The 20,549-nt window shown below is 68.0% G+C and carries 24 protein-coding genes and 1 pseudogene; 10 read left to right on the forward strand and 15 right to left on the reverse strand.

What is annotated here, in order from left to right; genetic code table 11:
• Positions 1-15: 15 nt before the first annotated feature.
• The 11 genes from BN1701_RS12305 to BN1701_RS12360 all read right to left on the reverse strand — a co-directional run bounded on the left by BN1701_RS12305 (position 16) and on the right by BN1701_RS12360 (position 8,185).
• Positions 16-459 (reverse strand): hypothetical protein, encoded by a 444-nt coding sequence (locus BN1701_RS12305; RefSeq protein WP_054048423.1) that lies wholly within the window; start codon positions 457-459, stop codon positions 16-18.
• A gap of 86 nt (positions 460-545) precedes the next feature.
• A complete protein-coding gene (locus tag BN1701_RS12310) occupies positions 546-1,019 on the reverse strand; it encodes a TadE/TadG family type IV pilus assembly protein (RefSeq protein ID WP_054055814.1) in 474 nt (157 codons plus the stop codon).
• A 53-nt stretch (positions 1,020-1,072) separates the two neighbouring features.
• Entirely contained in the window at positions 1,073-1,474 is a 402-nt protein-coding gene (locus tag BN1701_RS12315; protein WP_054048425.1) for a TadE/TadG family type IV pilus assembly protein, read from the reverse strand.
• A gap of 307 nt (positions 1,475-1,781) precedes the next feature.
• Positions 1,782-2,633 (reverse strand): type II secretion system F family protein, encoded by an 852-nt coding sequence (locus BN1701_RS12325; protein ID WP_054048430.1) that lies wholly within the window; start codon positions 2,631-2,633, stop codon positions 1,782-1,784.
• Entirely contained in the window at positions 2,630-3,490 is an 861-nt protein-coding gene (locus BN1701_RS12330) for a type II secretion system F family protein (protein WP_157367934.1), read from the reverse strand. The genes BN1701_RS12325 and BN1701_RS12330 overlap by 4 nt, the downstream gene beginning before the upstream one ends.
• Entirely contained in the window at positions 3,487-4,866 is a 1,380-nt protein-coding gene (locus tag BN1701_RS12335; RefSeq protein WP_054048433.1) for a CpaF family protein, read from the reverse strand. The genes BN1701_RS12330 and BN1701_RS12335 overlap by 4 nt, the downstream gene beginning before the upstream one ends.
• A complete protein-coding gene (locus BN1701_RS12340) occupies positions 4,863-5,453 on the reverse strand; it encodes a hypothetical protein (RefSeq protein WP_231949581.1) in 591 nt (196 codons plus the stop codon). Before BN1701_RS12340 ends, BN1701_RS12335 begins: the two co-directional genes overlap by 4 nt.
• Before the next feature lie 248 nt (positions 5,454-5,701).
• A complete protein-coding gene (locus tag BN1701_RS12345; RefSeq protein ID WP_054048437.1) occupies positions 5,702-6,382 on the reverse strand; it encodes an SAF domain-containing protein in 681 nt (226 codons plus the stop codon).
• A gap of 71 nt (positions 6,383-6,453) precedes the next feature.
• Entirely contained in the window at positions 6,454-7,017 is a 564-nt protein-coding gene (locus BN1701_RS12350) for a hypothetical protein (protein ID WP_054048439.1), read from the reverse strand.
• Positions 7,018-7,241: 224 nt separating this feature from the next.
• On the reverse strand, positions 7,242-7,769 hold the full coding sequence (locus BN1701_RS12355; RefSeq protein WP_231949582.1) for a hypothetical protein: 528 nt from the start codon (positions 7,767-7,769) through the stop codon (positions 7,242-7,244).
• 38 nt (positions 7,770-7,807) lie between these two features.
• Entirely contained in the window at positions 7,808-8,185 is a 378-nt protein-coding gene (locus tag BN1701_RS12360) for a DUF6355 family natural product biosynthesis protein (protein ID WP_054048441.1), read from the reverse strand.
• A 207-nt stretch (positions 8,186-8,392) separates the two neighbouring features.
• On the opposite strand from BN1701_RS12360, the gene BN1701_RS12365 reads away from it, so the two are divergent.
• Positions 8,393-10,711, forward strand: a complete 2,319-nt coding sequence (locus BN1701_RS12365; protein ID WP_082859816.1) for a tetratricopeptide repeat protein — start codon at positions 8,393-8,395, stop codon at positions 10,709-10,711.
• A complete protein-coding gene (locus tag BN1701_RS35485; RefSeq protein ID WP_172803234.1) occupies positions 10,680-11,912 on the forward strand; it encodes an FAD-binding protein in 1,233 nt (410 codons plus the stop codon). Before BN1701_RS12365 ends, BN1701_RS35485 begins: the two co-directional genes overlap by 32 nt.
• A gap of 159 nt (positions 11,913-12,071) precedes the next feature.
• On the opposite strand, the gene BN1701_RS12375 is transcribed toward BN1701_RS35485, so the two are convergent.
• From BN1701_RS12375 to BN1701_RS12390, 4 genes are all read right to left on the reverse strand, one after another.
• The gene (locus BN1701_RS12375) at positions 12,072-12,461 is read right to left on the reverse strand and encodes a hypothetical protein (RefSeq protein WP_157367936.1); all 390 of its coding nucleotides are present in this window, start codon (positions 12,459-12,461) and stop codon (positions 12,072-12,074) included.
• Between the two features lie 317 nt (positions 12,462-12,778).
• On the reverse strand, positions 12,779-13,582 hold the full coding sequence (locus tag BN1701_RS12380) for a hypothetical protein (protein ID WP_197672085.1): 804 nt from the start codon (positions 13,580-13,582) through the stop codon (positions 12,779-12,781).
• Positions 13,583-14,208: 626 nt separating this feature from the next.
• Complete coding sequence (locus BN1701_RS34260) at positions 14,209-14,397, reverse strand: DUF397 domain-containing protein (RefSeq protein ID WP_082859817.1); 189 nt, start codon at positions 14,395-14,397, stop codon at positions 14,209-14,211.
• A 23-nt stretch (positions 14,398-14,420) separates the two neighbouring features.
• Positions 14,421-15,341, reverse strand: coding sequence for a helix-turn-helix transcriptional regulator (locus tag BN1701_RS12390; protein WP_231949583.1), 921 nt, complete (start codon positions 15,339-15,341; stop codon positions 14,421-14,423).
• A gap of 764 nt (positions 15,342-16,105) precedes the next feature.
• Between BN1701_RS12390 and BN1701_RS12395 the strand changes: the two genes are divergently transcribed.
• The 8 genes and pseudogenes from BN1701_RS12395 to BN1701_RS12430 all read left to right on the forward strand — a co-directional run bounded on the left by BN1701_RS12395 (position 16,106) and on the right by BN1701_RS12430 (position 20,498).
• Positions 16,106-16,459: a hypothetical protein gene (locus BN1701_RS12395; protein WP_054048453.1), complete on the forward strand. Its 354-nt coding sequence runs from the start codon at positions 16,106-16,108 to the stop codon at positions 16,457-16,459.
• A 2-nt stretch (positions 16,460-16,461) separates the two neighbouring features.
• Positions 16,462-17,196, forward strand: a pseudogene (locus tag BN1701_RS37255) (sigma-70 family RNA polymerase sigma factor); the annotation flags it as partial.
• Positions 17,197-17,699: 503 nt separating this feature from the next.
• Entirely contained in the window at positions 17,700-18,041 is a 342-nt protein-coding gene (locus BN1701_RS37260; protein ID WP_067520674.1) for a hypothetical protein, read from the forward strand.
• Positions 18,025-18,447: a hypothetical protein gene (locus BN1701_RS12410; RefSeq protein ID WP_054048455.1), complete on the forward strand. Its 423-nt coding sequence runs from the start codon at positions 18,025-18,027 to the stop codon at positions 18,445-18,447. Before BN1701_RS37260 ends, BN1701_RS12410 begins: the two co-directional genes overlap by 17 nt.
• Positions 18,444-18,941 (forward strand): hypothetical protein, encoded by a 498-nt coding sequence (locus BN1701_RS12415; protein ID WP_054048457.1) that lies wholly within the window; start codon positions 18,444-18,446, stop codon positions 18,939-18,941. Before BN1701_RS12410 ends, BN1701_RS12415 begins: the two co-directional genes overlap by 4 nt.
• 32 nt (positions 18,942-18,973) lie before the next feature.
• Complete coding sequence (locus tag BN1701_RS12420) at positions 18,974-19,207, forward strand: hypothetical protein (RefSeq protein WP_157367938.1); 234 nt, start codon at positions 18,974-18,976, stop codon at positions 19,205-19,207.
• A complete protein-coding gene (locus tag BN1701_RS12425; protein WP_157367939.1) occupies positions 19,204-19,713 on the forward strand; it encodes a hypothetical protein in 510 nt (169 codons plus the stop codon). The genes BN1701_RS12420 and BN1701_RS12425 overlap by 4 nt, the downstream gene beginning before the upstream one ends.
• A 29-nt stretch (positions 19,714-19,742) precedes the next feature.
• Positions 19,743-20,498 (forward strand): Scr1 family TA system antitoxin-like transcriptional regulator, encoded by a 756-nt coding sequence (locus BN1701_RS12430; RefSeq protein ID WP_054048463.1) that lies wholly within the window; start codon positions 19,743-19,745, stop codon positions 20,496-20,498.
• Positions 20,499-20,549 lie beyond the last annotated feature (51 nt).

The raw sequence follows: 20,549 nt of genomic DNA on the forward strand, positions 1-20,549 counted from the left end.
ATGCAGGTACCGTCATCACGCACCACCCACACTTCTGTTCCCGCCGTTCACCACTTCAGAATTCGCGAACCCCAGGGAAACCGCGGTCACGCCGCGTTGCGGACGCGCGCTTCCCTGCCCGTGGACCGACATCGAGCCGATGCCGACCAGTCCCAGCAGTTGAGTTGATCGGGACGCGGTCACGGTGACCGTGACGGTGTCGCCGGTGACGCTCACCGTGCCGGTGGCGCCCACGGCCGCCAAATGGGCTTGAGCATCGGCGACAGCCTGCGCTGGAACCAGGCGAAGTGCTCCGGTTCCGCGGTAGGCGGTCAGGTCGATGGCCTGGGCACCGGCTCGGGCTGCGGCCTCGGCCTGGCCCGTGGCCCGAACCTTCGCCGCCAACGCGAGACCGCCATCAAGGGCAAGACCGGCCAACGCGAGGATTCCCGAGACGAGCACCACGACGAACGCGCTCACCTGGCCATCGTCGGCATGCCACCCGCGGCGTCGGGCACGCCACCACGCCGACGATCGACCGGATTCGATGCGGGGCCATCGGCGACTCACGGTTGCCCCCCGGAGACCAGCGTTGAACGCCATAGGTCGATGGGTTCGACAGCGGTGGCGGACAAGTATTTCCGGCCAGGGAATCCGACGATCAGTACGTCGCCGAAGTTGACGGCACAGGAGATCGTGACGCTCACCGTGCCGCCAGGCCGGATCTCGGAGGTGACGGTGTCCACGGTCAGCGACTCGCACGCCACTCCGGCTGAGGACAACGCACTCGCGGCGGTGGATTGCGCCGCCGCGGTCGCCGCGGCCGGGGTGCGTTCAATACTCGCCGCGCGGGCGGCCTGGTGCGCGGCCTCTTCCATGCGCAACCGGGCATCTACGCTCCGATGGATGACCACGGCGACGAACACGAGCAGCATGGCCAGCAGCGGCGCTACCAACGTCACTTCGGTTGCGACGGAGCCCCGGTCGGTGCGCCAGATGGCCTGCCATCGGCCCCGGCGGGATTGGTTGCGTCGTCCCAGCGGTCGTCCCGCACCGCAGCGGGAACGTGGGGTGGTGGTCGGTTTGGTAGTAGTCATGGCACCGGATCACCCGTCGCTGCGGAGATTGTCACGAACCGTTCGGCAGGACCGATCGCCTCGGCGTGGACTGGCAGCCGAAGGAACGGGACTACGGCCGAGGCTGTGCCGCTGACATGGACTGTGGCCGTGGTGGTGTCGCGATGGACCGAGACGTTGGGTGCGTCGAGCGGGCCGTTTGCAAGGTCGTCGAGCATCCGCCGAGCCGCTGCTGATCCTGCGGCGGCGGTCCCGTCCTGCGCGCGTGCGGCGGCGAGCCCTGCGGAGGCGGCGGCTTGTGCTATGTGAGTGGCGTGGGACCATAGCGCGAACTGCACGATTAGCAACAGCAGCAAGAGAAGCAGCGGCGTCACAAGCGCCAGTTCGGCGCTGACCGCGCCGCGGTCACTGACGAACACGGACCGCCAGGTGGCTGCTCGGATCAGCCGTGCCGGTCCGGTCGACGAGGTGGGTTCCCAAGGCGGAGTGGATGGTGGCGGAGTGAGCATGGTGCTCTCACAGCGTGATTCCGTCGGCTTTGGCCGACACCTTGGCGATGATGACAGCGATCACGGCAATAGCCGCGGCGACCAGTAGTGCGGTCACCAGGACCGTCTCGGTAGCGTATCCGGATTCGCTGTCGCCTCGCAGCAGGTTGATTCGAGTGCGGAGGTGTGTGTAGGCGACAGTCCATAGTGTCCAGATAGTTCGCATGATTTCTCCATTTCAGAACGTGTTGAGGACTTGTGATATCGCTGGGTAACCGATGAAGACGAGGAAGCCGAGAAGCAGCGCGACTACGGGGAGCGACATTCGTTCGGTGGCGGATTGCGAGTCCGCTTCGGCGTCGGAGGTCTGGCGGGTTCGCATGGCGGCTGCTTTGGCAGCCAGGGACTGGCGGACCCGGGCGCCCTCGGTGCCCGCCAGGCTGAGGGACGCGGCGAGTTCGGTGAGTTCTGCGACGTCGAGGTCGTCGCCGAGTCGGCGGAGTGTGTCCCAGGGGCTTGTCCGAGTCAGGCGGGCGCTGTCGAGTGCGCGGCGTATGCGGGAGAAGGTGGTTCCTCTGCCGATGACCGAGGCGTCGTTGAGGGCGGTTTCGACTCCCGCGCCGCCTGCGAGGGTGATCCAGACGAGGTCGAGGTAGGCGGACAGCGCGTGGCGTGTCTCCGCGCGGTGGGCCCGAGCTGTAGATCGCACTCGGACGTCGGGCACGAGGAGTCCGATCGCTGCGAGCACGACGGATGCGGCGGTCGTAGACACCACCGCGATCTCGACGTCTGCCACTGCCAGCAGGAATTGCAGGAGCCAGGGCGTCAGCAGACCGGACCCGGCGAACGTGATCTTGTACGTGAGGTGTCGGTCTATAGAGCGGCCGAGCAGGGTCAGGTCCCTGGTGAGCTGGCGGCTGGGCACCCCGGTCCCCCGCATGACGGCGGCCAGCCGACTTGTGGCATCAGCAGTTGGTCCTGTGCCCTGTGCCAGAAGGGCGGCGAGTCTTGGGCGCGGTGGAAATGCCCATGCCGCCAGCACCCACAGCCCTGCGCCGAAACCTGCTCCGAGCAGGACGATGCTGATCATGACGTCACCGTCTTGTCCGTGACTCGGCCCGACGTGGTGCTGGGGACCAGGACTCGGGAGGGTTCGGCGGTGGCGGCGATCTTGGCCAGCCAGGCGACTCCGGCCGCGAACAGGAGGCCGACGCTGGCGAGTACGAGTTGGCCGGTGGCGGTGTCGTAGGCCGACAGGTAGGGCCGGTTGAGGAGCACGAGGGCGACCGCGAACACGATCGTGGTGCCGATGATGACCCGGACGGAGGTGCGAGTACGAGCGCGATCGGCGTGGACTCGCAACCTCATGGCGGCCTGCTCCCGCGCGGCCCCAGCCAGCGAACCGAGCAGGTCGGCCAGTTGGCGGGCCTGGCGCTGGGAAGCGAGGACAAGCGCGGCAACGACGAGGTCGGCCGCGGGGTCCGCGAGTTCGTCAGCCATCCGACGAAGCGCGTCGGGCAGCCGATCGCCAGCCTGGATACGGGCGGCCAGCGCAGTGACCTCGACGCGGATCGCGGCGGGTGCGAGCGGGGCGGTGGCGAGGATCGCCTGTTCCATGCCTGCGGCGGCGGACATGGTGTCGCGCAGCATCTCCGTCCAGCTGGCGATACCCTCGACTCTGCCCATCCGCCGCTGGTGGCGACGGTCAGGTCCAAGTATCTCGGGCAGCGCACACATCGCGGCAGCCGCCAGGACTCCAGCGACGACCCAGCCGGTGACCAGCCAGGTCAACGCACCGATGCCGGCGGTCACGGCAGATCGCACTCGGACTTGGCGGCTGGTCTGCGGGAGCCGAACCTTGGTCTTACCCCGCCAGCCGGCAACGATCAGCAGCACGCCGATCCCGACCCCGCCGCCGAGCACGGCGGACAGCAAGGCCGGGTTCACGGCGTCCACCAGCCATCGGGCTTGAAAGCGATGGCAGGGTCGAGGCCTGCGGCGGTGAGGTCGTCGAGGGTGTCGGCGCGGAGTGCGCCGCGGACTGGACGCGCTCGGCGATCAGTGCCTGGCCGGTACACCTCGTTGGAGACGACCTGCGGCCCGTCGGCGCCGACCACCTCGCGAACCGACGAGACCAGCCGCGTGCCGTTGACGCGGTCGAGGTGGACGACGAAGTGCACGGCGCCCGCGATGAGCAGGTTGGTCGCCTCGAGCGGGAGTCGCTCGGGTGATTGGGCGGCGTAGGAGGCCAAGCGGGTGAAGGCGATCTGGGAGCTGGAGGCGTGCAGGGTGGCCATGGAGCCGTCATTGCCTTGGGACATGGCGTTGCACATGGGGATGACCTCGGGGCCGCGGATCTCGCCGACGATCACGCGGTCGGGGCTCATCCGCAGTGCCCATCGCACGAGGTCGGCCTGGGAGACCGCGCCTTCGCCTTCGATGTTGGGTTCGCGGGCCTGCAGGGCGGTGACGTCGAGGTGGGCTGGGTCGCGGTCGAGGGCGAGTTCGAAGGCGTCCTCGATGGTGACGATCCGCTCCATCGGATCCATTTCGGCGGCCAACGCGCGCAGCAGGGTGGTCTTGCCGACCCCGGTGCCGCCGGTGATCAGCACGTTCTTACGGGCGCGGACGGCCGCAGCGAGGAAGGCGTGCAGGCCGGCGTCGATGGTGCCGCGTTGCTGCAGTTCGGCGAGGGTGACGGTGAGGTAGCCGTGGCGGCGGATCGACAGGGCGGTGACGGCTCCGGCGGTCAGGCCCAACACGGCAAACAACCGTGCCCCGCCGGGAAGTTGGAGGTTGACCGCGGGGTTGCCCTGGTCGAAGCGCCGTTCCTGGCTGGAGGCGCGCGCGGCCCAGGTGCGCACGAGGTCGGTCAGGTCGTCGTTCGACGCGGCGATCGGGGCGACCTGGGCGCGGCGGCCGTCGACGTACTGGACGATCACCTGGTCCCACCTGTTGACGTTGACCGTCTCGACCGTTGGGTCGTCGAGCAGTGGCTGCAGCCCGGATAGGCCGCACAGTTCGTCGAGGACCTGGGTAACGACCTGCCGTTCGGTAGCGTTGGCGAGCAGCGGGCGGTTGGCGATCAGCGCGCGTTCGCTGTGGGTCTGGACGGCGTCGGTGAGGATCTTCTTCGCCAGGTCTCGGCGCTCATCGGCGGACATCGTGGGGCCGCCGCGTTGGTGGGTCTCGATTCGGCCGGGGAGTTCCGCGGCCAGCGTGTCGAGCAGGTACCGGCGCAGCCGGGCCATAGCAGCGTGGTCGCTGTGTTCGACGGGCAGTTGGCGTGGGCGCTGCGGTGTCGGAAGCGGGTGGATGGTCATGACGCGGCTCCCGTCTCTGCGGGGGCTGGCGCGGGTCGCATCCCGCTCGCCGAGATCAGTCTGGGCGGCAGGCCGAGAACGGGTGCGGTCAGCTTGAGTTGGCCCGACGAGGGTGGGTTGATGGGCAGCGCGGAGCGAAGCACCAGCGCGACGTTGTGGGCGAAGCGGCCCAGCGCCGTGCGAGTCGGCTCGCGACGCGTCCGCCAGCGGGGAGTCGGCCTGCCGCAGAAGAGCGCGGCGCCGACCTCGTCGTGGGGGATGTGGCCGAGTGGCGGCACGCCGAGGGTTCGTTCGACTTCGTCGACTGAGTAGCCCTCACCGGCGAGCAGCAGGAGCGGCCGGGGTGACCAGCGGGCGATCGCCGCCAGTCGCGGGGCGAGGTGGGCCAGTTCGTCGCCGCGGGAGCCGGTGATCAGGACCATCGCGTCCGACGAGCCGATCATCGGCATGACCGGTGAGTCCGATTCGACTCGGCCGCAGTCGAGCACCACGACGGTGCCCGGCTGGTCAGCGGCCATCCGAATCGACCCCGGTGGCAGCACGGCCAGAGTGGCCCGCGCGGCGTCCGCGTTCGCTGGTGCGGTCACCACCCCGACGTCACGCGGGAGCATCCAAGCGTGCGCCCACGGCAATGCTGGGTCCGCGCCCGATCGAGCCGCCGCGGTCAGACCGGCCAAGCCGGTGGGCGGTAGCCCGAAGCGAGTTGCCACGTCGCCGCCGGAGGGGTCTGCCTCGATGAGCAGGCGGCGCACCACATTCGGCCAGCACGCAGCCAGGCCAAGCGCGAGAGTCGTTACTCCGGGCGCTCCTTTCACGGAAATCACGCTCACCAACATCACTGATCTCCCTTCGCCAAGAGCACGAGCGCCACCCGGCCGACCGGTATCGCTGCCACCTCCAGTGCTTGCGTCCGCGGCAACTGCACCGACACGACCGTGGTCGACTCCCCCGCAGAGGAACCGACGCCCGTGACCACGCCCGCCCAGGCAGGACTTGGTGCGCCCTGGGCGATGGGGGTGGCGACGACGGAGACCTTCGCCCCCGGCGCGACTTCAGGCGGGTACTGGCCGTCTTTCAGGCTCAGCGCGGCGATTGCGTGTCCGGCTGCGGGAACCATCGATGGGCCGACCGTGTCCTGGGTGAGGAGGGCACCGGCGGGCAGGCTGGTGGCCATCGCTTCGCCGATCAGGTCCGCTGAGCGGCTGGCCGGGATGACGGGCACCCGGTCGTCGACCGCGACCTCGACCACCGCTAGGTCCCGGAGATCGAGCACATGGCCGACCGCCACGGGCCTGGCCAGCGCCAAGACCTCGGTCCGGGTATCTGAGCTGGCGAACACCGTCAGGAATCCGGCCGCACATCCGGCGACCAGCACCGCGCCCAATGCCAGGTGCGGCACGCTGCGTCCACGCGAGAACCGCATCCGGAGGCGGCGGGCTCGGGTGTTGCCGCTCAGCCACGGTGGCTCCGGTTCAGCCGCGAGGTCGGTGTCGGTCCGGATTGTCGTTGAGCTCATGATCGCCTCCAGGCAAAGCGGTAGCGCGCCGCGTCGCGGAATTCGCTAAAGCGGACAGGGAATACGGGGTTTCAGCGGCCGCGGACGAGGGCCTGCACTTCGTTGACCCTCAGCCCGGTCGCCGCCGAGGTGATCAGGTCGGGAAACGATCCACTTTGGCCTGCCGCGGACCAATTGACCTTCCACCGCACGGTCGCGGCGACCGGGAAGGTCAAGTCGGGTTGGAGTGCCGACGAGGTGGTGTAGGTGTGCCCGCAGTCGGGCGAGGACGTCCCCGGGTCAGCGCCGACTCGGTACGGCGTTCCCGGTCCGGCACAGGACACGGCATGTCCGTCGCCCATCGACCATTCGACAGCGGTTGGGGTGGCAATCGCGGTCGCCGTCACCCCGGGAACCGAGACCGACGCCGCGACCGGCGCCCAGTCCCGCAACCACAGCCAGGTCGGCAGATGAACCAACTGCGCGCTCGCCGGACTGGAACCGATCACCGGCGCCGGAAGCCGGAGCCGATCCCGCGCCACCACGGCGACCGCCGCGGCGTCGACGGCCAACGGCGGGCCGTCAACCGACCCGAACGCGACCTGGCCGCCGCAGGCGAACTCGCGCCACGCAGCCTGCTCGGCTGGATCCGTCAACCCCGACGGAACTGACGGAACACACGGCGAAACAGGTTCAGGAGCGTTCAGAACCGGGTGAGGACCAGGAACCGAAGTGCCGACCGACTTCGTCGTGGCGCTGGACCCAGCGGCGACATCGCACCCCGATCCGTGACAGGTCACCTCACCCCACCCGTCATCGGCCAGCGCAGTGCCGGGAACAAGCAGCATCACGCCGACTGCAGCAGCGGCGACGTCGCGCGTCAGCATGTCCCCACCGCCCTGACCGTGAACTCCCGAACCTTCCAGGCACCCTCCGCGCGAACCAGTTCCGCAGTGATCGCTCGGCGGCCACCAGGACGGTCATCGGCGAGCGCCCCTGTGTCGGCTCGATACTTCAGCCAGTCGGAGCTGTCGCCGCAGTCCTCGACCCGGATCATGTCCCGATCCCCGGTCGGGTCCTGTGAGGACACCCGCGGGTTGTGTGTCGGGCGGCCCTTCGTGACCACTCCCTTCTCCTTGTCCCGGCGAAGTGCGTCTGTGATCACCGAGAGCGCGGGGCCAGTCGCGTGATCGGTCAACCGCGGCGATTGCCAGTTCGACGTGGTCGCCGCGTCGGCGAAATCGCTCCACATGGCCACGTACGACTCGATCGCCTGCTCGCCTGCCGAGGCGGTGGTCGTGGACGGTGCACTGGTCGGCGCGTTCGGTGTCGCTCTCTGCGTGCATCCACCGAGGTGCATCGCGACGATCACGAGCGTGAAGCGGGCAGAGTGTCCGATGATTCCCACGCTGACTCCTTACCGAGGCTCGTCTCGACGATATGGCCCTAGCTGGTGGGTTGGCTGGCCGCGCACACCCGACGGCCGCTGGGAGAGATCAGGACGCGTGGAGTCACAGGCACGAAGTAGGCGTTGACCACGACGGTCGCGCCGTCCCGCCAGAACGGGTGGTTCTCCCACGGCTCGATGCAGCCGATGTGACTCGCACCATTGCTCCAGTGGACCTGGATCATGATGTGGTTGTAGCCGCAATGGAAGTAGCGCGAAGTCGTCCCGTGCGAGTCCCCGGGCGTGATGTAGAAACCGCACTTCCACTGCGTGCCCGCTCTGGCATCGGGTGTCGCAGTCGCCTGGTCAGGCGCTCCGAGCACGCTGGCGGCGGCGGTGACCGCGACGAGCAGGACGCGGATGCGATTGCTTCTCATGATTTCTCCCATTTGTGACCGAATACGGTGGGTGAAACCGTCGAGTTGGTTTCGCCCTATCAGGTGAACCTCCCGCAGATTCGAGTTCTCGCCTGCGGCGGCTCCGCGATCCCGCTTAGCCTTCTCTGAAGGGGTGCGGACCGTTGTTGGACTTGTTTCCAGTTTCGGAAGGTCCGCAGGAAATTGGTAGGGGGGAGGTGTCTTCACATGAACGGAAGACAGCAGAAGACGACCCCGCAGGGGGCGGCAGCGTTCGGGGCGGAGCTTCAACGGTGGCGTGATCAGCGCGGGTTGTCGCTGGCCGAGCTGCAGAAGTTGACGACGTTCAGTCGGAGCCATCTGGGTAACGTCGAGCACGGCCAGCGCCAGCCGACCGAGCAGCTGGCCAAAGCCTGTGATCAGGCATTAGGGACCGACGGTGAGTTGCTGAGACTGTTCACCGCGCTACCGCGGGAGCAGGTTCACCGCGTGCGACCGGCGCAGCTTCCGGCCCGCGGCAGGCACTTCGTTGGGCGCGACGGCCACGTCGCGCGCATGTCCGCCGAGATCGACCAGGCTTCGCGACGCGCGCTCATGTCGGTGATGTGCTTGGACGGACCCGCCGGGGTGGGCAAGACCGCACTCGCCATCCAGTGGGCACACGTCGTCGCCGAACGATTCCCCGACGGAATTCTGTTCACGAATCTGCGCGGCCATGACGCGTCGAATCGACCGGCCCTCCCCAGCGAGGTGCTGCGCGATTTCCTGGTTGCACTCGGCGTCGGCCCGCTGGCCATTCCTCCCGGTATGGATCAGCGGATCGGCCAGTACCGCAGCCTGCTCGCGGGCAAGCGGATGATGGTCGTGCTCGACAACGCGGTTACCGCAGAGCAGGTCCGTCCGCTGCTGCCGGGCAGTGACGGTTGTCTGGCGTTGGTAACGAGCCGCAATCGGCTAGCCGGTTTGTCCACTCGCGACGATGCGATCCGAATGTCGGTGGGACCGCTCAACGCCGAGGAGTCTGCATCTCTGTTGACCGATGTCATTGGCCGTCGCGCGCACGAAGATCCCGAGGCCACTCGCGACCTCGCGATGCTGTGTGCCGGGTTCCCGCTGGCGTTGAGGATTGCTGCCGAACGAGCCAATGACCGGGACCACCTGGCGCTGGCCCGGCTGGCCACGATGCTTACCTCACAGACCAAGCGGCTGGAGGTGCTCTCCGTGGGCGGCGACGACAGTGCCGCGCTCCGAGCGGCGTTCTCGTGGTCCTACACCGCGCTCGATAGCGGCCTGACCAGTCTGTTCCGGTTGTTGAGTGTCCACCCTGGCCCTGAGTTCAGTGTTGCCGCCGCGGGAGCGGTGGTCGACCTCGACCTGGCCGAGACGCAGGGACGGCTCGACGCGCTGGTACAGACTCATCTCATCGAGGAGACCGGCGAGGACCGCTACCGCTTCCACGACCTGCTCCGCCTCTACGCCGCCGAGTGCGCCGAAGCCGACGAGCCCGAACCGGCACGCCGTGCGGCCACCGAGCGGGTGCTGCGGTGGTACCTCAGCGCGGGCCAGGCGGCGGGCCGGATCATCTCCGCGGGTCGTGGCTACGCCGAACGCAACGTCCCGGCGATGCCCACGACACCGGAGTTCCTAGGCTACGACGAGGCCGCGGACTGGTGTGAGACCGAACGCGTGAACCTGGCCAACGCCAGCCAGGAGGCCGCCGAACTCGGCCTCGACGACATCGCCGTCGGACTGCCGATCGTCTTGTGCGACTACCTCTACCGCCGCAAGCCGTGGGGCCCGTGGACCCGGCCGCACGAACTCGCGCTGGAGATCTGCTGCGCGAACGGCGACACCGCGGGGTTCGCGTTCCTGGTCAACAACCTGGGCAACGCCTTCCTCGACCTGGGCCGACCGTGGAAAGCACTGGCCTGCTACCGGCAGGCGCTCGCGATCCGACGCGGCAACGACGACTTCGGACTGGCCTGGACCCTCATCGGAATCGGCCGCGCCTACCACGCCCTCGGCGAACTACGCCACGCCGCAGACGTGTTCACCCAGTCCGAGACCATGTTCACCGGCCTCAATGTCGCGCTCGGTTCAGCGATCGCGCAGTCCTACGTCGGCGAGGTCTGTCACGACATGGGCCAGCACCAGACGGCTCGCGAGTACCTCGAAGTGGCCGTCGAATTGCTTCGCCCGCTGGATCGGCAGGCCGAGGGCTGCGCGCTCGACAAACTCGCCATCGTCTGCCGCCACCTCGACGACCTCGACCGCGCCATCATGCACCTCGAACGCGCCCTCGCCGCCCGCACCGAACTGGGCGACCGCCGCGAACAGGCCCGTACCTTGGATCTGCTCGCCGACCTGTACATCGCCGACAACCGCACCGCCCACGGCCGCGACGCCCTCCGCCGCGCCGTCGACGCCTACCGCGATGTCGACGACGAACTCAGGGCCGCCCAAGCCCAGCAACGCTTGGACAGCATGCGACCAGCCGTATCGAGGGGAGCACACGTTGACCGCACGCTACGAACAGGTGGCCGGTGACCCGCGGCTCATCACCAGCGGGCCGCGCTTCGACGCCTGCTCGGACGACTTTGGCCACATCGTCCACCACGAGCCCGACGCGGTCGTCGGCGCGGAGTCCGTCGCCGATGTCATCGACGCCGTCCGCTACGCCCGCGCCCACAACCTCGAAGTCGTGCCCCGCGGCGCAGGGCACTCCACCGCAGGCCAAGCCCAATCAGCGGGCGGCGTGGTCATCGACATGCGCGGCCTCGACGGCGTCCACACCGTCGAGCCCGGTCGCGCCGTCGTGGACGGCGGCACCCGTTGGAGCACGGTCACCGGCGCCGCGCTCGAACGCGGCCAGACACCACCGGTGCTGACCGACTACATCGAACTGACCGTCGGTGGCACGCTCTCCGTTGGCGGACTCAGCGGCACCAGCCACCGTTACGGCGCACAAACCGACAACGTGGACGAACTCGACGTCGTCACCTCCGCCGGAGACCTCGTCACCTGCTCCCGGACCGAGAACCGGCAGCTCTTCGATGACGTCCGAGCCGGACGTGGCCGCCGCGGCATCATCACCCGTGCGACCCTCACCCTCATCCCCGCCCCAGTGTCCGTCCGGGTCTACCACGTCTACTACCACGACCTCGCGCTCTTCCTGCGAGAACAGCTGTGGCTGATGACCAGCGGCGCCGCCGACTACATCGAAGGCCACGCCCGCCCGAACGACCAGGGATCCTGGTGGCACCGCATCGAAGCCGCGTTCAACTACACATCGACGGCCCTGCCAAACGACGAGATCATCAAGCGGCTCTCCTCAGACGAAGTCGAAGTCGAGGACATCGACTACTGGTCCTTCGTCCGACGTTTGGCCGACGGCGAGACGGCGCTGCGGTCCACCGGACACTGGCTCGACCCACACCCGTGGACCAACTGCTTCATCCCCGAAAGCCAGGCAGAACAGGCGATCGGCGAGATCATGGACACCCTGTCACCAGACAACATGATCGACTTCGAGACCGTCCTGCACTACCCAGTACCCCGGAACGCCATCGCCACCCCACGACTGTCACTGCCTGCCGCACCGAACTCCTACCTGTTCGCGGTTCTGCGCACCGCGTCCCCCGGGCACACTTTGAGCGTTCCCGACATGCTTGCCAGCAAGAAGACCATCGAACTGATAGCGCAGCAGCACGGCGGCACCGCGTACCTTGGTTCGATCACGCAGCCATGACGACTTCGGAGAGACCCCCGATCCTCGAAGCGATTAAGACCCGAGCCACTACGCACGAACTTGGCCCAACTCGGGCCTCGACGAGCACATCGGCGGCCAGTAACAGCGGTGGGTCGAGGCCGGGTGGATCACCGAGACCAATGTCCGTTGGCTGGTCGGCTACCGACATCCCCGCTGGCAACTGCCGGACTCGTCGCCGCGCTTCGCGCGGCGCCTTAATTCAGCCATTCTGACCTGCTGCCCGATCCTCATCAGCTTTCCGATCGCTGGACGAGTCGGACGAGGGGTGGTGCCATCACGCACGCTCACGGGCAGCCGGGGGAACGGTCCGCGCCGGATATAGCGCCACTGCGAGACGAACACGACCATGGTCAGCACGAGATTCAGCGAGCCCCAGAACAGGAACGCCGTCCAGTCGTCGAGTAGGAACACCCCCGCGACGATCGCGAAGACCAGGAACACGCCACCGGCCAGCACTCCACGCCAAGTCAACCGCTTGAGGTCGTGCATCCGCTCGCGCTGCTCGTCGTCCATCTCGCGCTTCCCCACGCACCAACTTTCCCACATCAAGCAGGACGCAGAACGATTCTTGGAGGTGCGTCCGGGATGTCGGTCACTGCGGCGCGTCTCGGATTCCGCCAACCAGGTCCGACACACGCACACCAAACTGTCCGGACCTGGTTGGCGAATCGCAGGTCAGCTTCACCGTCCTCCGACAAGTTCAACCGGACGGGACAGGTCGTGTCCCGTCCGGCCGAAGTTGGCGGATTCCACGCCAAGTTGGCGGGGGCCTGCGGAGTCCGGGTAGTTGGCGTGACGGGCGGAATGGTTGCTGGTGGCAGGGCCCTGCCGGTGTGGACGGGGTCTCAGCCGCTCTGCGGCCTTGATTCCGGGTTCGACTCCGGTGCGGGCTCCAGCACGATCCCCGGCACGACTCCTGGCGGTGTCTCGTGCGGGGACTCCGGGGTTGGCTCCGGCGATGTCTCGGGCCATGACAGCGGTGCCGGGCCGAACGCGCGTCGGGCGGCCTTGACGGCCAGTGCGGCGACGGTGGCGTTGGCGCCGCCGCCGATCACCGCGCCGATGCCGAACGGGGCTACCCGGCCGAGCACGATGATCCCTTGCTTGGTGCCGTACTTGGTGATGAAGTTCCTGCCCAGGACGCTGTTGATCTGGCGCAGGGCCGCTGTGGGCACTTTGCTAATGAGCTGTCGGCCCCAGTGCTGGCCGGTGCGCTCGGCGACCTTGCCGATGGTCGTGGATCCGGACTTGCCGAGTAGGACCCCCATGACGAGTGTCCGGCGGCGTTCGATCTCGTCGAGCTGGACCCCGTGGACCTCGGCGACCGAGAGCACGAACAGGGTGCTCAGTTCGAGCGAGGAGAACGCCTCGCCCGCCGACAGTGCCAGCGCGATCCCGGTGCCGACGGCGGGCGCTGCCGCGGCGCCCCCGACCGCGGCGCCCGTGCTAGCCAGAGCGCTGACGTACATCCGCTCCAGGGTGCGGACGACATCCGCCGGTGTCGCCTCCGGGTTGCGCTGGCGGGCCCGGGCGATGTTCTTGCGGACCAGCGGTGTCTGCAGGCCGATGGCCTTGTCCAACAGATCGAGGATCGGCTGGCCCCGTCCGCTCGACGCCGGGACCGGTCCTTCGAGTGCGTCAGAGGCCACACCAAGCTCCCTTGCGTCGTCACGTTCCTCGCCCAGTCTCACGCCCGAGCGGCCAGAGCCAGTCCTTGCGCTTGATCGTCAGGCAGAAGCTGGCCGAGAGCATGACGTTAGCGCCCGTCGTCAGCCAGAGGCCCAAGGCTGCTCCGAGCCGGGGGTAGGGCACATTATGGCCGTAGAAGCTGGCGATGGCGGCGGGGATCGCGCACGTCATGGTCGTTGGCGAGGGAGTCGAACGCCGAGGTGACAGATCGCGGCGCTGCCACCGCCCAGCGCGCCGCGTCGACCAGCTCGGCCACTGCTCTCGTGAACGCGCCAGCGATAGCGGACCGTCGCGGAGCTGATCAGCCAGCTGTCTCACAAGCGAACCCAGCCCGCGATGCTCGGCTCGGGGGCCGGGGTGTGCGTGGTGCACGACGGGTTCGACAACCTCATGCACCACCGTTAGGGAGACGGGGGCAACGTAGCCGAGACGGGCGGCAGCTCCCGCTGTTCACATCGCTGCACGCACTTCCCGCCGCGTCCACGGCCATCGAAACGCCACGCTGATGGAAGTTCGGAGAGGAAGGCTGCTACCAATACGAGCCCTCGATCAAGGTCGACCTGTCATTGACGCGCGAGCACACGCCTCACGAACTCGGTGACTTGATGATGACGTCGATCAGGAGCTTCCACGACTCCCGATCAACCGTGAGAGTTCCGCCCGCACGGTGTTTGGTGTCCCGGATGCCCGCCGAGGTGACGGCCAACGCGACCTCGACGCAACTCTCTCCGTCGCTGGTAAAGCTTGACGTACGCCACCTGGCATCATTCGACATGCATGGCCCCTCTGACAGCTCCTTCACAGTGCGGCCATGTACCTGGCGATCAGGTCACGCGTGTCGTGTACCGGCAATGCCCGCTCTGCGATCCGTTCGGCTCTTAGATGGTAGGCCGCGACCTGGCCAGGTTCCTGCACCGATCGGGCGCCTTCCGGCCCCTCCGAGTAGCCGATGCTGCGAGCCTCGGTGAAATCGAGGAGGGTGAACTTGCCGTCCAGGCCATCGTGCACAGGCACGTCGAACGGGATGACCTGCAGCGTCACGTTCGGCTTGGTCGACAGATCGAGCAGGTGCTGAAGCTGTTCGCGGAAGACGTCGCTACCACCGATCCGGCGGTGCAGAACAGCTTCCTCAAGGACGCAGTGCAGGCGCAGCGGGTTCTCGTCGCGCCACAGGTGGCGCTGGCGATCAGTTCGCACATCGACGACTCGGTCGGCGTCGACCAGCGGCACACGGAGATTGTCAGTGAGCAGGGCCCGCGCGTATCCACGCGTCTGGGCCAGACCAGCCACGACCATGGGCGCGTAAGCGAACGACGAGGACGCGAGCCCTTCGAGCCCGATCAACGTCCTGAGCCAGTCCGGCACAACGTCGGCGTTGGACGCCCACCAGTCGTCCGCATCTGATCGACCGGCCAATCGCGCAATCCGGTCGATCTGCGGTTGTGGGACGCCATAGTGCCCAAGCAGCGCTCGTACGACGTCGGGTTGCTGGCGGTTCCGGCCGCTCTCCAGATGAGCAAGCCCGCCTGCGGTGATGCCCAGGAAGTCCGCTGCGGTCGACTGCTTGATTCGTGCCTGGTCGCGGGCGACTCGCAGTTCATTGCCGACCAGAAAGCCCAGAGCTGTTGGCAAGCGCTCGGCAGCCACCATGTCTCCCTTCGGCCAAACCGTCGGCACCGAGTCTTCCAGCCCCACTCGATCACGCCCCAGGATGGTCACCCAATCAGGGGATGGATTACGGTAAAGTTTACCGCTAACTTTATCAACGCAGCCCGATGGGCCGCACGCGGGTCGGGAGGACCGGCGGCATCCGTTCGGCAACGTGCTCCGACCTCCCGATCAGCGCAGAAGGCGGCGGGGTCGAACCCACCCCAGTTCGACCCCGCCGTCCCGGTTACGGGAGACCAAATGGCGATGCCAACTGTCATCGTTGGGCTGGCCGCGTGCGTCCTATGCGCAAGGCTTGGCCTGCTGCTCTGGAAGCGAACGCACGACTTCTCCGTCGAGGACAAGCGATGAGCCCCGCGGCCGAGGCCAACCTCGATGCCTACGCGCAGGAACTGCTGCGAAGCGGTGGCTTCCTCGACCACAGCCCAACGCGCTCGGGCAACTCGATGTCTCTCTTGCCCGCGACCACGACGGGCTCGTCGACGCATTGGTTCTCTCGCCGTTAGGCCCCGGCGTGGTGGGACCCAGACGTGCCATGGGAGCACCCGCCCGCACACCTGCACCGCGTTCTGCCAGCCCCTGACGCAATTCGTCTGGCGTTGAACATGACCCAGACCAGCCGCCCCGCGCCAACTGTGGCCAGCGGTCGTAGTCAACGCGCATGCCGCCCTGAGGTCTTGACATCGGCCAACGATCAGTCGAGGTACCTAATGCACCCGAATCCACGCACCACGAGGTTGAGCGAACCGGCATCGAGCGGTCGCAAGGAACTACCGCTGCGCAATGTCGGGACTCTCGTAGCAAATGCCGAGCAAGTGGCCTTGATCGCTGCCGCCAGGGTCGCCAAGACGCGGGCCGAACTGTCACCTGCGCAGCGCACCAGCCCCTGGGTCCCGATCTTGGTCATCACCGATCCCTGGCTGGAATGCTGGCTGAAGTGGGACGGCCGAGCCACCACCGACAACCAGGACACCGTCCTCATCCTCAACACCACGACGCTCCCTGGACTCAACAAGGTGGACGTCGCGGACTCGGTGGTGTTGGACGCCTACCTCGACGCGTTCACCGGAAGCCTTGCCCTGCGCGGTTATCTCGTGCAGACCTCGTGGAGCAAACAAGATCGCGCGACTCAACAACGAGTATGGCGACTTCGCCGAAAGCGCGGCTGAGGATGAGTACCACACTGATCGAATTCCCGGAATTTGAGGACGGCCGCCTCGCCAGCCTGGTCCGCGCCGGGACCGTGTCGGCCTACGGATCGCTCTACGAGCGGCACGTCGGCGCGGCGCGGAACCTGGCCCGCCAACTCACCAGGTCGCCCGCCGAGGCCGACGACCTGGTGTCCGAGGCGTTCGCGAAAGTCCTCGACACCCTGCGCCAAGGCCGCGGCCCCGACTCCGCCTTCCGCGCCTACCTGCTCACCGCTCTGCGCCACACCGCCTACGACAAGACCCGCCGCGACAAGAAGGTCGAACTCTCCGACGACGTCTCCCAGGTCAGCGGCGTCAACCCCGACCAGGTCGCGGTCCCCTTCTCCGACACCGCCGTCGCCGGACTCGAACGCAGCCTCGCCGCCCGCGCCTTCGCCATGCTCCCCGAACGCTGGCAAGCCGTCCTCTGGCACACCGAGATCGAAGGCCAGAACCCCGCCCAGGTCGCCCCCATCCTCGGCCTCACCCCCAACGGCGTCTCCGCCCTGGCCTACCGCGCCCGCGAAGGACTCCGCCAGGCCTACCTCCAAGTCCACCTCGCCGAAAACAGCAGCGACCGCTGCCGCGCCACCGCCGACCGACTCGGCGCCTGGGTCCGCGGCGGACTGTCCAAGCGCGAGACCGCCCAGGTCGAACTCCACCTCGACGACTGCGAACGCTGCCGCGCCCTGTCCGCCGAACTCGCCGACACCAACACCACACTCCCCCGCCGCCACTGCACCTCGACCACACGGGCGCTGCGATCACATCGCGGCAAGACCTGGTGTCGGCGGACATTCACCCGACGAACCCACACCGGACAGGTCCAGTCAGACAAAGCATCCAAAGAGGACGCCATCACAGACCGGGCAGCGTCGACTCGTCCGACCCATTGCAACCTGAACCGGGCGCTTGGGCAGATCTCCGGCTCAGAAAACAAACCTGCACGTGCAGGCTCACAGCTGGCTGTCCAGCATGGTGTCCGCGCCGATGCGCTCGTCCCCATTGGCGATCCCCTGTCCATCCAATCGCCCGGGTCCCATCCCTGTTCTCGGCATTCCGTCCTTGCTTGTGCGGTTCGCGTGGCATGCGCCTCCCATGTCATGCGCCCGAGCAGGGTGGATGCCTTCCTGGCCGGTCCGCGCGACCGTCCCCCGACCGCCCTGACCACTCGGGCGCAGTCGTGCGGACCGGCCCCATCCCTTTGGCGGCGGTCGTGATGTCCCGCGCCCGCCGCCTGCCGTGGATCGCGCTGCTGAGCCGCCTGCGGTGGCAACGCGACCGCGACCTCTGGACGGTCCGCTGCCGCGACCACGAAGGACGACACACGCTAGTGCGGGTCCAGATCCGCGCCGAAGGCGTCGTTCTCAACGCATCGCGTCCGGGCGCTCTCGCCTTCACCCCTCTGGCGGTGGGCCGACTACGTGCCGCGCTCCGCGACGCGGTGGTCGCCCACGCCGTATTCGCTGGATCCACCACCAAGGACATCGACTATGACCGCGACCTTGATCACGACCTTGACCGCTCCGCGATCGGCGGCACGGATGCCCACGCGGCATGACCTCACCCGGGCGCTATTGGAGTACCGGCAGCACGGGTGGGACGCGTTCACCGACGAACACGGCAACATCATGATCGGCGTCGGCGAGCACTTCGACGCCCTCACTTTCCCCGAGCCACTGGCGGCGGCGGTCGCCGAGGCCGTGTCGACCGCACCGCTGTTCCTCGACGCACGCACCCGCCGCTGCACCCTTCTGACCGCCATCGCGTGCGGCCCATTGGAGCTGCCACCCAGCCTCGCCGACGCGCGGGTTCGCGCTCTGCCACGCCGCACGCCCCTGCTCCTGCCCCTGACCGACCAGGGCGGCGACCGGAGCTGGCTGACCCGGCCGATCTCGCCTGCGCTGCCGCCGTGGGACACCGCCGTTACCGCCATCCGTCGCGCCGCGACTGGGTGGTTCCGGTGACCACGGCGCTGCGGCCGTCGACGCCGCTCTACGAGCCCGGACTGCTGCGCGCGCTGCGCATGGTCGAACGCGATCAGGTCGGTGCTTACGGTCTCACCACGCCGCTGCGAACGCGGACCGACGAGGCGGCCCCGGCCTGGTTGATCAGCGCGCTGTTCGTGCTGCGCCGCGACGACCTCGTCTGCCTCGATCCACCCCGAGGCGCCGACCTGTGGCGCTCGGCGACCCTGACGGCGCTCGGCCGCGATGTGCTCGCCGCCTGGACTCAGGACCGACCCGCGCCAGTGCGGCCGTTTCAGGCGGTCGGGTCGGTCACCGCGATCCTGCACTACATCGCGACCGAGGACGGTCGACCGCGCACCCTGGCCACCGAGGACGGGCCGCGCTGGATCGCGTTGTGCCGGGCGTGGACTCATCCCGCGCGGGTATCGCACGGCAGCGGGCTGGTCCGGTGTGCTCGATGCGCCGCCCACCTTGTGCCGGGTGCGCCGTGACAGCCGCCGCCGTCCCGTTCGGGGAGCCCATCATGAACCACCACCACGCTGAGCCGGTATGGCGGCTGTCGTGGGGCAGCAGCCCGTTCTACCGCGGGCGGGCACACCTCGTCGCGCCGGGTTGGCCCCGTGCTTTGTGCGGGACCGTCGCCGAGGCGACCGACGGCAAGCCCGCGCCGCTGGTGTGCCCGGAGTGCGCGATCGTCTTCGCCGACACCGCGATCGCCCGCATGCTGGCCGATCGCGGCGGATGGGAGCGGTGGTGACCACGACACACGGTGATCGCCGCATCCGACTGCTGGGCAAGCTGCTGCACCCCGCGCGCGACGCCAGAGACTGGTGGCGCCTGGAGTTGATCGCGCCGCTGCCCGTAGGGATCGACCACACGACGTTGGGGACCTACGAGCAGGGCACCCGTCACCGCACCGTGGCCAGGCTGTTCGAGCTGTGTGACACGCTCGGCGTGCGGGCAAGCGAGATCCTGGCCGCGATAGAGAACGATGCCGACAACGCCACCGAGAACGACAGCGAGGCACAGGTCGGCCCGGCGCGGTTCGATGGGGTGACGGTCGATGGTGCGACGGTCGATCTGGTCGCGATGTCGGTGTCGCACCCGTCGTCGTTGCGTCCGCTACGGCTGTGGGCCGAGCACCGCCATGTCCGGTTGACCCCAGCGGCGATCACGGTCCTCGCGGGTCTGCGCGGCATGAGTCCGCCGGTGACCCGAGGGCGATTACACCGCCGGCTCACCATCGACGCAAGAACGGTGTGACACCGCTATCCGTCTCGATTGGACACAGGATGCTCGACAAGATCACGCTCGACCCGCCGCGACCGGTGCCCTACAAGAAATCTGAGCATCTCTGCGCACGCATCGTGGGCGTGGCGTTGCGACAAGCGGTCAAGGAGCGCGGGCTGACCTATGCCGAGATGTCTCAACGGGTCGGCGTGTCGATCAGCAGCATCTCCCGGGTGGTCGGCGGCACAACCAATGTGCGGTTGGAGGACATCGTCGCGGTCCTCGCGGTGTGCGGGGTCACCGGTGAGCGGCGCGACCGCATCCTCGGCATGGCCAAGCGCCGGGGTCATGACAGCGACGCGCTGCTCCTCAGCTATGGCACCGAACACGGTGTCGACACCGCCGCGCTGGACGACTTGGCGAGCCTGGCCACCAGCGTCACCGTGGTCGCCTCCACCGCCCACGCCATCGCCACGAGTCGCCCACTCGGGAACACTCGCTACACCTTTCTGGTCACGGCGTTCGCGTTGGCCGCCATGCCCGACGACCAACGCGCCGACCTGGCCACGCTGACCCGTGTGCCGACCGTGTGTCTGCGCGTTCTCGACCACGGTCCCATCGGTGAGTCCTTCGAGCTGCTGACCTTCGAAGACCGCACCACCGCCGTGGCGGTCCGGCTGCGCACCTCGCACCTGATCTTCGACCGCGGGGACACCGTGCTCGCCTACCGCCGGCACGCCAAAGCCCTCACCACCCGAGCCCTCACCCCCCAACAAAGCCGTCGACTCATCACCCAACGCGCCACCACGCCGGAATGACCCGGCCGGCGCGAGACCTCGGCACCGGCATCGGCGCGCCACGCACTGGAC

Origin of the sequence: Alloactinosynnema sp. L-07, from assembly GCF_900070365.1 — a bacterium.
Taxonomy (GTDB): Bacteria; Actinomycetota; Actinomycetes; order Mycobacteriales; family Pseudonocardiaceae; genus Actinokineospora.

Excerpts from the sequence above, each read along its gene's own strand:
- BN1701_RS12325 (WP_054048430.1), bottom strand. The coding sequence starts at position 2,633 with ATGATCAGCATCGTCCTGCTCGGAGCAGGTTTCGGCGCAGGGCTGTGG.
- BN1701_RS12335 (WP_054048433.1), bottom strand. The coding sequence starts at position 4,866 with ATGACCATCCACCCGCTTCCGACACCGCAGCGCCCACGCCAACTGCCC.
- BN1701_RS12345 (WP_054048437.1), bottom strand. The coding sequence starts at position 6,382 with ATGAGCTCAACGACAATCCGGACCGACACCGACCTCGCGGCTGAACCG.
- BN1701_RS12360 (WP_054048441.1), bottom strand. The coding sequence starts at position 8,185 with ATGAGAAGCAATCGCATCCGCGTCCTGCTCGTCGCGGTCACCGCCGCC.
- BN1701_RS12365 (WP_082859816.1), top strand. The coding sequence starts at position 8,393 with ATGAACGGAAGACAGCAGAAGACGACCCCGCAGGGGGCGGCAGCGTTC.
- BN1701_RS34260 (WP_082859817.1), bottom strand. The coding sequence starts at position 14,397 with ATGTCGAATGATGCCAGGTGGCGTACGTCAAGCTTTACCAGCGACGGA.
- BN1701_RS37260 (WP_067520674.1), top strand. The coding sequence starts at position 17,700 with ATGTCCCGCGCCCGCCGCCTGCCGTGGATCGCGCTGCTGAGCCGCCTG.
- BN1701_RS12410 (WP_054048455.1), top strand. The coding sequence starts at position 18,025 with ATGCCCACGCGGCATGACCTCACCCGGGCGCTATTGGAGTACCGGCAG.
- BN1701_RS12420 (WP_157367938.1), top strand. The coding sequence starts at position 18,974 with ATGAACCACCACCACGCTGAGCCGGTATGGCGGCTGTCGTGGGGCAGC.
- BN1701_RS12430 (WP_054048463.1), top strand. The coding sequence starts at position 19,743 with ATGCTCGACAAGATCACGCTCGACCCGCCGCGACCGGTGCCCTACAAG.